This window comes from Chryseobacterium sp. FR048 (genome assembly GCF_056844665.1).
The window spans coordinates 320024-336029 of record NZ_JBXDSE010000005.1 but is presented as its reverse complement, the minus strand read 5'-3'; the positions used below and the strand labels follow the sequence as shown (position 1 = coordinate 336029).

Annotated in this window: 13 protein-coding genes; 1 reads left to right on the top strand and 12 read right to left on the bottom strand. The window is 37.7% G+C overall.

Annotation, left to right across the window (positions count from 1 at the left end):
* Positions 1–33: 33 nt before the first annotated feature.
* From AC106K_RS16260 to AC106K_RS16245, 4 genes are all read right to left on the bottom strand, one after another.
* Positions 34–396 carry a hypothetical protein gene (locus AC106K_RS16260; protein WP_482446517.1) on the bottom strand — a complete coding sequence of 121 codons (363 nt, stop codon included), beginning with the start codon at positions 394–396 and terminating at the stop codon, positions 34–36.
* Positions 397–415: 19 nt separating this feature from the next.
* The gene (locus AC106K_RS16255) at positions 416–1060 is read right to left on the bottom strand and encodes a hypothetical protein (protein ID WP_482446516.1); all 645 of its coding nucleotides are present in this window, start codon (positions 1058–1060) and stop codon (positions 416–418) included.
* A 78-nt stretch (positions 1061–1138) separates the two neighbouring features.
* Positions 1139–1825, bottom strand: a complete 687-nt coding sequence (locus tag AC106K_RS16250) for a response regulator transcription factor (RefSeq protein WP_002982671.1) — start codon at positions 1823–1825, stop codon at positions 1139–1141.
* Positions 1826–1960: 135 nt separating this feature from the next.
* Positions 1961–3505, bottom strand: a complete 1545-nt coding sequence (locus AC106K_RS16245) for a sensor histidine kinase (RefSeq protein WP_482446515.1) — start codon at positions 3503–3505, stop codon at positions 1961–1963.
* Between the two features lie 200 nt (positions 3506–3705).
* On the opposite strand from AC106K_RS16245, the gene AC106K_RS16240 reads away from it, so the two are divergent.
* Positions 3706–4206 carry an SRPBCC family protein gene (locus tag AC106K_RS16240; RefSeq protein ID WP_482446514.1) on the top strand — a complete coding sequence of 167 codons (501 nt, stop codon included), beginning with the start codon at positions 3706–3708 and terminating at the stop codon, positions 4204–4206.
* Positions 4207–4298: 92 nt separating this feature from the next.
* Here AC106K_RS16240 and AC106K_RS16235 read toward each other — a convergent pair whose 3' ends face one another.
* From AC106K_RS16235 to AC106K_RS16200, 8 genes are all read right to left on the bottom strand, one after another.
* Positions 4299–5015, bottom strand: a complete 717-nt coding sequence (locus AC106K_RS16235; protein ID WP_482446513.1) for a hypothetical protein — start codon at positions 5013–5015, stop codon at positions 4299–4301.
* Between the two features lie 102 nt (positions 5016–5117).
* Positions 5118–5957, bottom strand: coding sequence for a hypothetical protein (locus tag AC106K_RS16230; protein ID WP_482446512.1), 840 nt, complete (start codon positions 5955–5957; stop codon positions 5118–5120).
* Between the two features lies 1 nt (position 5958).
* On the bottom strand, positions 5959–6843 hold the full coding sequence (locus AC106K_RS16225; protein WP_482446511.1) for a hypothetical protein: 885 nt from the start codon (positions 6841–6843) through the stop codon (positions 5959–5961).
* 545 nt (positions 6844–7388) lie between these two features.
* Complete coding sequence (locus AC106K_RS16220; protein ID WP_047097439.1) at positions 7389–7730, bottom strand: hypothetical protein; 342 nt, start codon at positions 7728–7730, stop codon at positions 7389–7391.
* Positions 7731–7836: 106 nt separating this feature from the next.
* On the bottom strand, positions 7837–9876 hold the full coding sequence (locus AC106K_RS16215) for a S9 family peptidase (RefSeq protein ID WP_482446510.1): 2040 nt from the start codon (positions 9874–9876) through the stop codon (positions 7837–7839).
* A gap of 128 nt (positions 9877–10004) precedes the next feature.
* Complete coding sequence (locus AC106K_RS16210; protein ID WP_482446509.1) at positions 10005–11537, bottom strand: T9SS type A sorting domain-containing protein; 1533 nt, start codon at positions 11535–11537, stop codon at positions 10005–10007.
* Positions 11538–11883: 346 nt separating this feature from the next.
* The gene (locus tag AC106K_RS16205) at positions 11884–13410 is read right to left on the bottom strand and encodes a T9SS type A sorting domain-containing protein (protein ID WP_482446508.1); all 1527 of its coding nucleotides are present in this window, start codon (positions 13408–13410) and stop codon (positions 11884–11886) included.
* A 347-nt stretch (positions 13411–13757) separates the two neighbouring features.
* Positions 13758–15683, bottom strand: coding sequence for a T9SS type A sorting domain-containing protein (locus AC106K_RS16200; protein WP_482446507.1), 1926 nt, complete (start codon positions 15681–15683; stop codon positions 13758–13760).
* Between the last annotated feature and the right edge of the window lie 323 nt (positions 15684–16006).

Here is a 16006-nt window from a genome sequence, read left to right as displayed (position 1 = left end):
CACTACAAGTGTAATGAACTTAGCATGTTTTAATTAACCTATCTTAGGCGGTTGCCAGATCTCCTTTAAACGGTCTGAAAGATGTGGATCTGAGTATTGAAACTGAGCATTCTTATTCGCTTTGTAATAAGAGAGTTCCAGACGCAGATTTTTTGAAAATGGGGTTTCTATAAAAGAATAGCAGGCAACACATGATGAGCAGCAGTCATCACTGCATGATTTTGTCTTGTCATGTTTGCTGTCTTTTTTTGAAGAATGATTTTTGCAGCAGTCGCTTTTTTTCGAAGATTCTGCTTTACAGCATGTTTCCTGCATTGCTTGCGCATAGAAATTATCCTTGGGAATCAAAAAGACACCCAGGCAAAATACTATAGCAAGTAGATGAAACAGCTTCATATCTGCAAAAATAAGAAATTTATGGCAAAGGATCACCAACTTTTAATGAACAGCTGTGCCATGGCTCTCCATGTGCAGGGTTTGTTTTCGGTTTTTCTCCCATTGCAAGATTCTGTGATGCAGGAGCAGGGGTAGGAGGAGGTGTAACCTGTACCGTATTCTGAGCAGGCTGTTGAGCAGGTGCCGGTTTACTGTTTAAAGGTTGTCCTACCGGAATGTCACATCGGTGTCCCGGCTGCCCGTGCGGAGGGTTCATGCCCGGAGCTGTCTTAACCTGTTTTCCGTTATTGTCAATGGTGATTTTCCCTGGAGATACTGCATTGGGATCAATCTGAACGACATTGTTGTTGCCTACATTGATGTTTTGGGTTGCCGGAGCAGCAGCTGGCTGACCGTTTAGCGGTTGTCCTACCGGAATATCACATCGGTGACCCGGCTGTCCGTGAGGTGGGTTCATCCCTGGAGCTGTGGCCATAGGAGCCGGGCTGGGAGACGATTGAACGCCTGCCTGATCCATCAGAGTGGTTTTGGAAGTAGCGCTGGTAAGAGCCACATTAGGTTGTGCAGCTCCTGCTTCTTCTTTCAGATAAGTGGCTTTTTCATCCTTTTTGCAGGATGTCGCTAAAATTGATACGGCAATAAAACCTATAAATGTATTCTTCATGTTCATGGGTATAAAACAAAATTAGCAAAACATTTTTAATTGTTTTGCTAATTTTACATTTATAATAAGATTTTCACCTTAATTTTTTACTAAAAGCCTGAACCCTTCTCCGTGAACGTTGATGATTTCCAATCCTTCGTCATCTTTTAATAATTTACGAAGCTTGGCAATATATACGTCCATACTTCTTGCGGTAAAGTAATTCTCTTTTTTCCAGATCTTTCTCAAAGCCAGATCTCTTGGCATAAAATCGTTTCTGTGGATGCAAAGAAGTTTCAATAATTCGTTTTCTTTTGGAGAAAGTTTGTATTCTTTGTCGCCTACTTTCAGCTGTCTCAGCATAGAATCGAAGAAGATGTTGCTGATCTTGAACTGCTCCTGTTCTTCGTTTTCCAGTGTAGAGCTTCTCTGAAGAATCGCTTTGATCTTATATAAAAGAAGTTCAGTATCAAAAGGTTTGGTGATATAATCATCAGCTCCCAGTTGGTATCCTTTCAGAATATCTTCCCTCATATTTCTTGCGGTAAGGAAAATGATCGGTGTATTTTTATCAATTTTCTTTACGTCTTCAGCCAATGAAAACCCGTCTTTTTTAGGCATCATTACGTCAAATATGCAGATGTCGAATTCATTTTCCGTAAATTCTTTTAAACCCTGCTCTCCATCAGTGGCAAGAGTCACTTCAAAATTATTGATCGTCAAATAATCTTTAAGCACCGCTCCAAAACTCTGATCGTCCTCTACTAATAATATTCTGTTGCTCATAATTTTACTAATTAATAATTAACAATTAAGAATGAACTTCCTCACTCTCTCTTCTATATTTTGATATTTGGTTTTACTTTTATAATTAATAAATGATCGTTGATGTGAAATCTTTTTTTTCTCAGTGATCACTCATTATCCCATCGGCAGCTTGATCGTAAACGTACTTCCTTTTCCTTTATGAGAGTCTACGATGATCTGTCCTTTGTGGAGTTCTACAATCTTTTTTACATACGAAAGACCCAATCCCTGTCCTTTTACGTTGTGAATATTTCCGGTTTCCTCTCTGAAGAATTTTTCGAAAATTTTGGTTTTATTCTGAGTCTCCATTCCCATTCCTTTGTCAGAGATCTCAATCACATACCAGTGTCCTTCATTTCTTGTTTCCACATGAATTTCCGGTGCTTCAGGAGAATATTTGTTGGCATTATCCAGTAAGTTGACCAGCATATTCGAAATATGGAACTCATCTATTTTAAAATTATAATGAGTGGCATTAAATTTCTGGGTAAGTGTTCCGTTTCTCTGCTGAACAATCAGGTTGAAAGACTCTGTTGTTTTCTTGATCAGTTCTCTTACATTGGCTTCTTTTAAAAACAGCTCAACCTCATTTCTTTCAAGCTTCGACATGTTCAGAACATTCTCTACCTGTTTTTTCATCCTTAAATTCTCCTGCTTGATCAGTTCTGAATAATACTTTACTTTATCAGGATTGGTTGCAATTTTATCATTGGCTAAGGAATCTGTAGCTACAGAAATGGTTGCCAGTGGTGTCTTGAATTCATGAGACATATTGTTGATGAAGTCTGTTTTCACCTCTGCAAGTTTCTTCTGCCTCATCATATAATTGATGGAAATGATATAAATTCCCAGAATGGTAAGCAGGGAAAGGAATGTTCCTAAAAGCATCGGCCAGTTATTCATGGCCAGGGAATATTCTTTCTTAGGGAAAACCAGGGCAAGGCTGTATAATGTATTCTTTTTATCAGTAAAAAGAGGGTAGGTGTACGTATTGTTGTCCTTTTTCTCTTTATAGGCCTTATTGGCAATGCTTGTAAGTTTACTGTTTTTATCCACCACTCCATAGCCGAACTTGGCAGTTATGCCTCTTATTTTAAGCTCTTTGGCAATAACGGAGTCAAGGGTTTTAGGATCTACTCTCTGAGTGATGGGAAGGTTGTTTCCATAGATCTTCACAAACTCTTTCATGGAGTAGTCGCCTGTTTCAATATCCTGATTAATGTCGGTCGTCAGAAGTTCACGGTTGGTGGTATCCCGTTTTACCTTGTATGCAGCTTCGTCCGTATATAAGGTGGTCAGCTTTATAGAGTCTCCTTTTTTAGAAATAGGAAGCTGTGTTTTCTCGATAATGTTTTTAGAATAAATAATCTGTCTCTGGCTGCCGGAGTCTTCCACCTGTTGAATGGTAGTGAGGGAAGGCTGTTTGCTGTTGGCAATAATATTTTTTCTGAAATCTTTATAGTCCTGATTCAGGTATTTGTCAACCTCAATTTCTTCAATACTTTTTGAAGTACTTTCCAAAACCGCATACACTTTGTTTGAAAAATCCTGTTCCAGTACGCCGTAATAGCCTTTCAACCAATAAAATTGGAGCGTCACGAAGACAATCAGTGAGATCGTCATAAACACCGAAATTATTGGGATGAATTTGTTATTCATTATTTAATTATATATGTTTTGGAAAAATGAATGTTAAAATTAATTGTTTTAAGACTACATAAACAAAAAACGAGCCAAAAAATTGTTTTTTTTTTCTTAAAAGAGTGTTTTTTAACAATTATTTATGAATTATTGTTTACTTGTCATATGGAAAGTCCGATCAATAAATAAAGACTTAACTTTATTAAAAATAATTATTTATGGAATCTAATATCATTTTCAACAAAGATTTTGACGCAAACAGCGCTTATGTCATGAAAATTTATGATGCGGATGTTTCAACCGTTTGGAAGTATTTTACCCAGTCTGAATTACTGGATCAGTGGTGGGGCCCAAAACCCTGGAGATGTGAAACCCTGAAACAGGAATTCAAAGAAGGCGAAATCTGGCTGTATACTATGATTGGCCCTAATGGAGAAAAAGCAGGATATTCCCGTGCCCGGTATGGTGAAATCATGGAGCACAGAAGTTTTGACTGGATGAGCGCATTCTGTGATGAAAACGGAAATGTAGATGAAGGGGCACCCCAATCCAAATGGCTGTTTGGCTTTACCGGAGTTGAAGAAGGAACCAAAGTTACCATTAATATCCACTACCAGTCTCAGGAAATCATGCAGAAAATGATGGATATGGGATTTGAAGGCGGTTTTACAATGGGGCTGAATCAGCTTGAAGAGATTCTCGTCAACCTGAAAGTGTGATGATTTGAAAATGAAAAAATAATGAGGTTAATGATGCATAAAACCCCAGGATTTTTCTTAGAAAAATCCTGAGGTTTATTTTTCAGATCCTGTTATAATTTTTCAATACTGATAAAAGTTCCGTCGGTAGGAACTATTTTGTAGGTATCTGCTACTGTCAGAATAGAAACGCCTGCTGAAACCTGAACTTTGAGTTTATCGCCTTTGTCAAACATAGAAAGGAACTCCATGGTTCCAACCCTGTTGGCTCCGGCAGTGATAAGGATCGCTTCATTCAAAGGAATGTCATTTCTTGCCAATACATTGCCATTTTTTAATGCTCTGAAAGATAGAGTAGGCGGGCTTACATGGATCCCGGAAGTTTTTACTTTTAAGCTGACCAATACCCTGTAAAAGCCTGATTCTTTAAATGTAAAATTGTTGAAGTCGCTATTCACGGCACCTTGAGGATCAAGAATACCCAGTCTGTCTCCATCCTGAATACTGTCATAGGCTCCGAAAGCAACATCTTTTTCTCCACACCCGATCAGTACGCACGTTACGGTTGGAAACTCTGCTTCAGGTGTAGCCGGATTCATACTGACACGGGTGGTTCTTCCTCCGCTTTCATAAAAAGTAGGTTTCCATTTTTCTCCATCGTAGACCACTACTCGTTTGATGTCTTTTCTGTATAAAATCATTCCCTGCATACTGGGGTCATCATTGAAATGATCAGCCTGGCTGGCGTCATACAGAGGAAGTTCAGATTCATTATTCACCAGAGGAATTATCATTCCTCTGGATTTGGCCGCATTGTCTTCTTTATTCACTACACTGAATATGGAATTGGGGCTTGGGTTGGTATGATGACCTGAGAAAAAGCCATTGTAGCAGAAACTAAAAGTGCTGTGATGTATATTTTCTTTATCATATCAGTTCAATTTTTCTATATATAAAAAAGTATCCTTATCATTCATTTTAAAATTGACGCCGGCTCCTACATTCAGTCCCGAGTCTGCCTGTATTCCTCCTCTTAAACGGATCTGATCCCCGGCATGCAGGTATTTGGTGGTAGAAAAGCTGTTGACAGAATTAGCACTTCCGGCAGTGACAAGCAATCCGGACAATAGGAAGCTGTTTTCATGAATTTTTTGCCATCCGTCTCCTGAAGCCTGTGCATAAAGAGCCTGCAGGGAAATAATAGTTGCGGCATTTCCCACAGAAAGACCTCCGGCACTGCTTGTTTTTACAGAAGGATTGATCCTGTAAAATCCGTCAGAAGGAATGGTGATTTCTCCGTTAGAATTAACAGTAACGCCTAAATTATTGATGATATTTCTGTCTATATCATTTAAAACATTGAACTGAAGGGTAGGGCGTCCTGTAATTCCCAGAACATTGGCTACAGCCTGATCGGCAGTATTAGAACCAAGAATAGTCAGGTTTTTATAGTTTTTTATACTTTTTTCTGTTGCTGCAATCCATTTGTAGCCGTCATATTTCACAACATCCTTGATTTCTTTGCTGTAAAATAACAATCCGTTGTCTTCCGGTTTATTTTCATAGAGATCAGGATGAGCAGCATTATAATTGGGAAGTTCTGTATGGTTTTCCACAACGGGAAGCATGATTCCTTTGGTATTGTGCTCTACCTGCAAAACAGCTCTCGGATGTACTGTTTCAGGATTATTGCCCATTTTTACCTGAGCAGATCCCAGGTTGCCTATGGCTGTTAAAATAAAGAGCTTGAGGGTAATTGTTTTTCTAATCATCTTAATCACTTACTTTGGTAAACATTATTTCTCTTGGATAGTATTTTGCAGTATTGGCATCTGCAGAAGCGGTTAAAGTAACCACTAAAGAGACTGTTGCTAGGGGAGAATGTATCCTTGGGACTATATAATCTCCCGGATTCAGTCGAATTCTGGTGGTGGTAAATGCAGCCGTGTTGGTGTCTCCGCCAATTCCCAGGATTCCATAATAATCAGGGTAGAAGGTGGTCAGCTTTACTTCATTATAACTTCCGTTATCCTGTTTCAGATAAGCTCTCAGCTGGTATTGAGGTCCGCTGGTTAATGAGACGGCTCCGCCGGTTTTTGATGGAATATTCAGGTAGATCTCATAAACACCAGGTTCATTAATCACGAACTTGGCATTATCATAACTTTTATCACCATAGATTCCACCTCCCGGAACGATGGCAGCTTCTCTTGTGATATTAAGATTATTGTAGGATTGTGATCCGTCAACGGGGGCACTGAAGCCTATTCCTGTATGTCGGCCACATCCAAGGAGGACACATACAACACTCGATTCTTCATCTGCGTTAGATAAAAACCGGGCTTGTTTCATTTTAAAATCGGCAGCGGTAGGTTCGTTATTCCATTTTGCTCCGTCGTAAGAATAAAAGGTGGCGTGTGTTTTCTCGAACAGTATCATTCCTGTCATGGCAGGGTCTGTAGGTGAATTGTACAGCGGGAGATTTTCCGGTGAAGAGACTTCAGGAAGCATCATGCCGAAGCTTTTTCCTTCATATTTCCCATCGATCTGTAAAATGGCCTTGTTGTGAATTTCGACAGTCTGATTTTTTGAAATACCTACTTGCGAAAAAGCCAAATTAAGAATGAGCAACATCAAAGAAGTGTTGATTTTTTTCATGGTTTGATTTCTATTTAAATTTTAATCTGTTTATCCAGAAGAATATTCTTTTTCGAAATACATAGTTTTTTCAGTTTTAGTTTTTTTTGTGTTAAGTTTTATGCAAATTCTTATCCTTCCCGGTTCGTATGGTGAACGGGTTTATCATTTGTCGTGTCGTTTTGTTCAGGTGCTCTGCCTGAAGAAATTGACCAAAATATTCTGAGGGAAATTGACTCTGGTATCAGGTCAAAAGAATGTGGTCTGTGTGTGACTAAAATACAAATCTAATGTGGTATCAGCCAATCAAAACATGAAATATTATGTGTATTACATTTGATATTCATGAAATAAATTGATAATGCTTTGGTTGTGATTGGTTTAAAATTTTAATTAGAATGCTATTTTTAAATTATATTTTTAATATCAACCTTTATTTTATTTAAAAAAAATAGAGACAAGTTTTAGCTTGTCTCTATTTTGTTATCGAAATGTTGCTTTCCGGGTGATATTGATAATTTTTACAATGTTTTATTGTTGAATTTTCAAATTATCATATTTTTTAATCAAATCAGTTCTTCTTCCTGAAAATACTGAATAATCGCCTTTTTCATGAGTAAGGTCTGCTCATTGGGCTTTAATTCCGGAAGATCTTCTAATTTTTCAAACTGCGGCCACCCATCTTCATAGTGGGTGAATTTGTAATATCCAAATGGCTCCAGCAATCTGCAAACGGCGATGTGAATAAGATTCACTTTGTCATCTTTCGTATATTTCTGTTGACCGCTTCCCAGTTCCTGCAGCCCTATCAGAAACAGCAGGGTTTCAATGGGTGGGTTCTTTTCGGTCTGGAAGTTGTCTTCAAAGAACTGTTCTATTTTTTTCCAATATTCGGACTCGTTGATCATAATTTATAATTGATTGGGTGAGCGTTTTAATTTGTCACCTGTTTTTTTATAAGATGAAATTGATTTAAAATTTCATCAGTCTTCTTCAGAAGGTTAATTTTTTTCTTTATTCATTTATCTTTAGAAGGAATGCATATTCCAATGCGTCTTCTTTCAAAGATTCAAATCTTCCGCTGGCCCCGCCGTGTCCTGAGCTCATATCTGTTTTAAAAACTAAAATATTATGATCTGTCTTTAGTTCTCTCAGTTTTGCCGTCCATTTTGCAGGTTCCCAATACTGTACCTGAGAATCATGAAATCCTGTGGTAATCAGCATGTGCGGATAGTCTTTAGCTTCTACATTATCATATGGAGAGTAGTCTTTCATATAATGATAATATTCTTCATCGTTTGGATTTCCCCATTCGTCATATTCTCCGGTAGTTAAAGGGATCGTGTCATCCAGCATTGTCGTAACAACATCTACAAACGGAACCTGTGCTACAATTCCGTGGAATAATTGAGGCTCATAATTCACTACGGCACCTACCAGTAATCCTCCGGCACTTCCACCCATTGCATACATATGCTTTGATGAAGTATAGTTTTCCTTGATTAGGTATTTTCCTGCATCAATAAAGTCGAAGAAAGTATTTTTCTTAAAGAGCATTTTTCCGTCTTCATACCATTCTCTTCCCAGGTATTCTCCACCACGGATATGAGCGATAGCATAAATAAAACCTCTGTCCAGGATAGATAACCTTACATTTGAAAAGCTGGCATCAACCGTATGGCCATAGCTTCCGTATCCATAAAGAAGAAGTGGGGTGTCAGCAGATTTTTTTGTATCCTTATGATAAACCAGGGAAATCGGGATTTTGGTTTCTCCGTCTCTGGAGTCTGCCCAGATTCTTTCGGAAATATAGTTTTCTGAGAAGAATTTTCCACCCAAGACTTCCTGTTGTTTCAGAAGCGTGGTTGTTTTTTCTTTCATATTATATTCGTAGGTTGAACTTGGCTGTGTAAGCGAAGTGTAACCGTAGCGTAAAACCTCAGTGTCAAATTCAAGGTTGATACCGATATAAGCAGTATAAGTAGGATCAGAAAAAGGGAGATAGTGAGACTCCTGCGTTTTCTCGTCAATTATTTTGATCTGAAGAAGCCCTCTTTCTCTTTCCTCAAGGACAAGATAATCTTTGAAGATTTCAAACCCTTCCAGCAAAACTTCGGCACGGTGTGGGATCACGTCAACCCAGTTTTCCATACCGCAATTATTGATCTTGGTTTTTACGATTTTGAAATTGATGGCGTCATCTGCATTGGTGATGATGTAGAATTCGTCTTCATAATGTTCTACAGAATATTCAAGATCATCTATTCTCTGTTGTATGATGGTCCAGTCTGCAAAAACATCATCAGAAGGGATGAATCGGTGTTCATCAGAAATAGTGCTTGAGCTGGCAATGAAAATGTACTTTAATGATTTTGTTTTAAAAACATTCACATCAAAAGTATCATCCTCTTCATGGAAGATCAGAACATCTTCAGAAGAATCCGTTCCCAATTGGTGTCGGTACACCTGGAAGGCACGCAGGCTGGAGTCTTTTCGGATGTAGAAGACATGTTGATTATCATTAGCCCAAACAGCTTTTCCCGTTGTATTTGGAATGGTGTCCGGAAGAATTTCTCCGGTTTTTAAATTCTTGAAATTTAAGGTATAAATTCTTCTTCCTACATTATCTGAAGAAAAAGAAGTAAGTTCATTATTCGGGCTTACGGCAACGCTTCCTACTTCAAAGAAGTTCTCTCCTTCAGCTAAGATATTGACGTCAAGTACAATTTCTTCCGGGTTGTCCAGGCTTTTATACTTTCTTGTGAAGATAGGGTATTCTTTCCCTTCTTCATATCTTACGATGTACCAATATTCATTAAAGATGTAAGGCAGAGATTCATCATCTTTTTTATATCGGGCCTTCATTTCTTCGAAAAGCTCTTCCTGAAGAGTTTCGGTATCTTTCATGATGAATTCTTCGTAAGCATTTTCTTCCTCAAGGTACTGTATTACTTCAGGATTTTCTCTTTCATTGAGCCAAAAGTAATTGTCAGTTCTTCGGTCGCCATGAGTTTCTAATATTTTTTCTATTTTTTTTGCCTGTGGAGCTTTCATCTATATTTTAATTTTTGACGGTCTGTATACTTTTTACAGAAACGTTGCATTCAATGTTAATTCTTGTTCAAATATAAGAAAGGCTACCAAATTTTTGATAGCCTTTTCATTAATATTGGATAGCAGGGTTATTTTTTTATGGTTTTAAAGGTTTTTAAGTTTCCGTCTTTCATTTTTAAAGTGATGAAATAAAGTCCTGCTTTTAGATCCCTCAGATGAAGAGAAGGAGAAGGTTTTTCAATGGTTTTGATGAGTCTGCCAGAAATATCCGTAATAGAAACTGATGTTACGTCAGATATATTGGAGAGGGTAAGGATGTCGCTGAATGGATTAGGATATACTTCAATGTTCTTTTTATTATTTGTCGTTTCATGCGTAGACAAGGCTGTATCAGTATAGGCTGAAATCTGGAATGCTCCGTTTTTTGTATTGGAATCATATTTCCATACACTCACATGCAATATATCCCCCGGAGTTTGTCCGGTTAAAGAAACTTTAGAGAAAGCAAGACCCTGATCATCATCGTTACAGCCAATTTCATTCAGCGATCCACATGTTCCGTTATAAACAGTAAGGACGCTGTCGCCAAAATCTGAACCGGAAGTCTCCTTGGTTTCTAGGGTAAGATTTCCACTTGGGGGTACTACCACTGTAAACCATACATTTTCTAAAGCATTGTTATTACAGATAGGTGCAGGTCCATCAGTTGTAGCTTCCTCATTAGTGGAGGTGATTGCTCCTGAAGCAAAATCGGTACCTACTGTTAAAGGAGTCGCTTGGGAGCAGTCATTATTAGCCGGTGGAAAAGGGTCATAGGCTGATATTTGGAATTCTCCGTTGATTACAAGGGGATCGTATTTCCATACACTGATATAGACTGTATTCCCTGGGGTTTGCCCGGTTAAAGTGATTGGTGAAAAACCATTTTCATGACACTCAATTTCATTTAATGATCCACATGTTCCACTATAAACACTAAGTACCGGATAACCAAACAATGATCCGGGAGCTCCTTTAATTTGTATTTTAAGATTTCCACTTTGTGGGATTACTGCTTTAAACCATACATTTTCAACTGAATCCGTATGGCAGGATGCTAAAGGCCCGTCAGTAGTAGCTCTAATATTAGTGGAAATGATTGCTCCTGAAGCAAAATTGGTGCCTACCGTTAAAGAGGTAGCCTGTGAGCAGTCATCATTAGCCGGAGGAAGAGGGTCATAGGCGGATATTTGGAATTCTCCGTTGTCTGTATTGGAATCGTATTTCCATACACTGATATAGACTGTATCCCCTGGATTTTGCCCGGTTAAAGTTATTGGTAACAAACCATCGTAATTACACTTAATTTCAGCTAACGATCCGCATGTTCCACTGTATACGGTAATTGCAGGATATTGAAAAGATGACCCGTTAATTTTTTTAATCCGTATTTCAAGATTTCCACTTTGAGGAATTACTGCCTTAAACCATACGTTTTCAACGGCATCCGGATCGCAGGGAGGTATAGAGCCATCAGTAGTAGCTCCATTATTATGAGCTGTGATTGCCCCTGATGCGAAATCTGTTCCAACAGTTAAGGAGGTAGCTCCTGTGCAATCGTCATTCTGTGCTTTGACCAATGCAATTGCTGATAAAAATAGACAAAATAATAGTTTTTTCATACACAATTTTTTTAATGATTAAGATATTTGGACATGGTTTAAATGTAATCAATTAATCGGTGCGTGATGGAAAATGAAAATATCTTAATTGATTGATTATAAGTAGTTAATGAAGGTTGTTGAAATACTTTTCTTTGTATAAATAAATAGGTTTGAACATCAATAAAGGTTAATTTTTTTTACGAACATTTGTAAGTTTTTAATGTGAAAAATGCTCAAAACAGAAAAAAAGAGCTGTTTTTATGGAATACGAAATGTGAAATATATAAAAGTCAGTATACTTGTTCAGGTATAAGAAAGGCTACCAAATTTTTGATAGCCTTTTCATTAATATTGGATAGCAGGGTTATTTTTTTATGGTTTTAAAGGTTTTTACGTTTCCGTCTTTCATTTTTAAAGTGATGAAATAAAGTCCTGCTTTTAAATCCTTCAGATGAAGAGATGGAGATGGTTTTTCAATGGTTTTGATGAGTCTGCCAGAAATATCCGTAATAGAAACTGATGTTACCTCAGATATATTGGAGAGGGTAAGAATGTCGCTGAATGGATTAGGATATACTTCAATGTTCTTTTTATTATTTGTCGTTTCATGCGTAGACAAGGTAGTATCATTATAGGCTGAAATCTGGAATGCTCCGTTTTTTGTATAAGTACCATATTTCCATACACTCACATGCAATATATCCCCCGGAGTTTGTCCCGTTAAAGAAACTTTAGAGAAAGTAAGGCCCTGATCATCATCGTTGCAGCCAATTTCATTCAGTGATCCACATGTTCCGTTATAAACAGTAAGGACGCTGTCGTCAAAATCTGAACCGGAAGCCTCCTTGGTTTCTAGGGTAAGATTTCCACTTGGGGGTACTGCCACTGTAAACCATACATTTTCTAAAGCACTGTTATTACAGGTAGGTGCAGGTCCATCAGTTGTAGCTTGCTCATTAGTGGAGGTGATTGCTCCTGAAGCAAAATCGGTACCTACTGTTAAAGGAGTCGCTTGGGAGCAGTCATTATTAGCCGGTGGAATAGGGTCATAGGCGGATATTTGGAATGTCCCGTTGTCTTCATTGTTATATTTCCATACACTGATATAGACTGTATTCCCTGGGGTTTGTCCGGTTAAAGTGATTGGTGAAAAACCATCTTCATGACACTCAATTTCAGTTAATGATCCACATGTTCCACTGTAAACACTAAATACCGGATAGCCAAACAATGATCCGGGAGCTAGTTTAATTTGTATTTTAAGATTTCCACTTTGTGGGACTTCTGCTTGAAACCATACATTTTCAGCGGCATCCGTATGGCAGGATGGTAAAGGTCCGTCCGTAGTAGCACTAATATTAGTGGAAGTAATTACTCCTGATGCGAAATCTGTTCCTACTGTTAAAGGAGTCGCCTGTGAGCAGTCATCATTAGCTGGAGGAAGAGGATCATAGGCAGATATTTGGAATTCTCCGTTGCCTGTATTGGAGTCGTATTTCCATACACTGATATAGACTGTATCTCCTGGATTCTGCCCGGTTAAAGTTATTGGTAACAAACCATAATTACATTTAATTTCAGTTAACGATCCGCATGTTCCACCGTAAACGGTAATTGCAGGATATTGAAAAGATGACCCGTTAATTTCTTTAAACTGTATTTTAAGATTTCCGCTTTGAGGAACTACAGCCTTAAACCATACATTTTCAGCGGCATCCGGATCGCAGGATGGCATAGAGCCGTCAGTAGTAGCTCCATTATTATTGGTGGTGATTACTCCTGATGCGAAATCTGTTCCAACAGTTAAGGAGGTAGCTCCTGTGCAATCGTCATTCTGTGCTTTGACCAATGCAATTGCTGATAAAAATAGACAAAATAATAGTTTTTTCATACACAATTTTTTTTAATGATTAAGATATTTGGACATGGTTTAAATGTAATCAATTAATCGTTGCATGATGGAAAATGAAAATATCTTAATTGATTGATTATAAGTAGTTAATGAAGGTTGTTGAAATGCTTTTCTTTGTATAAATAAATAGGTTTGAACATCAATAAAGGTTAATTTTTTTTACGAACATTTGTAAGTTTTTAATGTGAAAAATGCTCAAAACAGAAAAAAAGAGCTGTTTTTATGGAATACGAAATGTGAAATATATAAAAGTCAGTATACTTGTTCAGGTATAAGAAAGGCTACCAAATTTTTGATAGCCTTTTCATTAATATTGGATAGTAGGGTTATTTTTTTATGGTTTTAAAGGTTTTTAAGTTTCCGTCTTTCATTTTTAAAGTGATGAAATAAAGTCCTGCTTTTAAATCCTTCAGATGAAGAGAAGGAGTTGGTTTTTCAATGGTTTTGATGAGTCTGCCAGAAATATCCGTGATAGAAACGGATGTTACCTCAGATATATTGGAGAGGGTAAGGATGTCGCTGAATGGATTAGGATATACTTCAATATTCTTTTTATTATCTGTCGTTTCATGCGTAGACAAGGCTGTATCAGTATAGGCTGAAATCTGGAATTCTCCGTTGCTTGTATAGAGACTATATTTCCATACACTCACATGCAATACATCTCCCGGAGTTTGTCCGGTTAAAGAAACTTTAGAGAAAGTAAGCCCCTGATCATCATCGTTACAGCCAATTTCATTCAGTGATCCACACGTTCCGCTATAAACAGTAAGGACGCTGTCGTTAAAATCAGAACCGGAAATCTCCTTAGTTTCTAGGGTAAGGTTTCCACTTGGGGGTACTACCACTGTAAACCATACATTTTCTAGGGCCCCGTTATTACAGGTAGGTACAGACCCATCAGTTGTAGCTTCCTCATTAGTGGAGGTGATTGCTCCTGAATCGAAATCGGTACCTATTGTTAAAGGAACCGCTTGGGAGCAGTCATTATTAGGCGGTGGAATAGGGTCATAGGCGGATATTTGGAATTCCCCGTTGTCAATATCGGAAGTATATTTCCATACACTGATATAGACTGTATTCCCTGGGGTTTGCCCGGTTAAAGTGATTGGTAAAAAACCATTTTCATGACACTCAATTTCATTTAATGATCCACATGTTCCACTGTAAACACTAAATACCGGATAGCCAAACAATGATCCGGGAGCTAGTTTAATTTGTATTTTAAGATTTCCACTTTGAGGGATTACTGCTTGAAACCATACATTTTCAACGGCATCCGTATGGCAGGATGCTAAAGGCCCGTCCGTAGTAGCGCCAATATTAGTGGAAGTGATTGCTCCTGAAGCAAAATTGGTTCCTACTATTAAAGGAGTTGCCTGTGCGCAGTTATCATCAGCTGGAGGAAGAGGATCATAGGCCGATATTTGGAATTCTCCGTTGCTTGAATTGGAGTCGTATTTCCATACACTGATATAGATTGTATCCCCTGGATTTTGCCCGGTTAAACTTATCGGTAGAAAACCATAATTACATTTAATTTCAGTTAACGATCCGCATGTTCCATTGTAAATGGTAAATAGGCCATAGAATGATGACCCGGAAATTTCTTTCATTTGTATTTTAAGATTTCCGCTTTGAGGAACTACAGCCTTAAACCATACATTTTCAACGGCATTCGGATCGCAGGAAGGTACAGGCCCGTCCGTAGTAGCTCCATTATTATTGGTAGTGATTACTCCTGATGCGAAATCTGTTCCTACGGTTAAAGGAACCGCCTGTGAGCAGTCATCATTAGCCGGAGGAATAGGGTCATAGGCAAATATTTGGAATTCTCCGTTGCTTGTATTGGAATCGTATTTCCATACACTGATATAGATTGTATCCCCTGGATTTTGCCCGGTTAAAGTTGTCGGTAAAAAACCATAATTACATTTAATTTCAGTTAACGATCCGCATGTTCCATTGTAAACGGTAAGTAGGCCATAGAATGATGACCCGGAAATTTCTTTCATTTGTATTTTAAGATTTCCGCTTTGAGGAACTACAGTCTTAAACCATACATTTTCAACGGCATTCGGATTGCAGGAAGGTATAGAGCCATCAGTAGTAGCTGCATTATTATGAGCTGTGATTGCACTTGATGCGAAATCTGTTCCAACAGTTAAGGTGGTTGCCCCTGTGCAATCGTCATTCTGTGCTTTGACCAATGCAATTGCTGATAAAAATAGACAAAATAATAATTTTTTCATACACAATTTTTTTAATGATTAAGATATTTGGACATGGTTTAAATGTAATCAATTAATCGTTGCACGATGGAAAATGAAAATATCTTAATCAATTGATTATAAGCGGTTAATGAAGGTTGTTGGAATATTTTTCTTTGAATAAATAAATGTGTTTGAATATCAATAAAGGTTAATTTTTTTTATAAACATTTTTGGTTTTTTAGTGATAAAAATGCTCAAAAACAGAATAAAAGGAGCTTTTTTATGGGATACTGAAAGGTGAAATATATAAAAGCAGTACACTTTGCTCAAGTATAAGAAAGGCTATCAAATTTTTGATAGCC

Bases quoted from the DNA above. Each gene is read 5' to 3' on its own strand.
- AC106K_RS16250 (WP_002982671.1), bottom strand. From the start codon at position 1,825: ATGAGCAACAGAATATTATTAGTAGAGGACGATCAGAGTTTTGGAGCG.
- AC106K_RS16255 (WP_482446516.1), bottom strand. From the start codon at position 1,060: ATGAAGAATACATTTATAGGTTTTATTGCCGTATCAATTTTAGCGACA.
- AC106K_RS16240 (WP_482446514.1), top strand. From the start codon at position 3,706: ATGGAATCTAATATCATTTTCAACAAAGATTTTGACGCAAACAGCGCT.
- AC106K_RS16220 (WP_047097439.1), bottom strand. From the start codon at position 7,730: ATGATCAACGAGTCCGAATATTGGAAAAAAATAGAACAGTTCTTTGAA.
- AC106K_RS16200 (WP_482446507.1), bottom strand. From the start codon at position 15,683: ATGAAAAAATTATTATTTTGTCTATTTTTATCAGCAATTGCATTGGTC.
- AC106K_RS16260 (WP_482446517.1), bottom strand. From the start codon at position 396: ATGAAGCTGTTTCATCTACTTGCTATAGTATTTTGCCTGGGTGTCTTT.
- AC106K_RS16230 (WP_482446512.1), bottom strand. From the start codon at position 5,957: ATGATTAGAAAAACAATTACCCTCAAGCTCTTTATTTTAACAGCCATA.
- AC106K_RS16210 (WP_482446509.1), bottom strand. From the start codon at position 11,537: ATGAAAAAACTATTATTTTGTCTATTTTTATCAGCAATTGCATTGGTC.
- AC106K_RS16225 (WP_482446511.1), bottom strand. From the start codon at position 6,843: ATGAAAAAAATCAACACTTCTTTGATGTTGCTCATTCTTAATTTGGCT.
- AC106K_RS16245 (WP_482446515.1), bottom strand. From the start codon at position 3,505: ATGAATAACAAATTCATCCCAATAATTTCGGTGTTTATGACGATCTCA.
- AC106K_RS16205 (WP_482446508.1), bottom strand. From the start codon at position 13,410: ATGAAAAAACTATTATTTTGTCTATTTTTATCAGCAATTGCATTGGTC.
- AC106K_RS16215 (WP_482446510.1), bottom strand. From the start codon at position 9,876: ATGAAAGCTCCACAGGCAAAAAAAATAGAAAAAATATTAGAAACTCAT.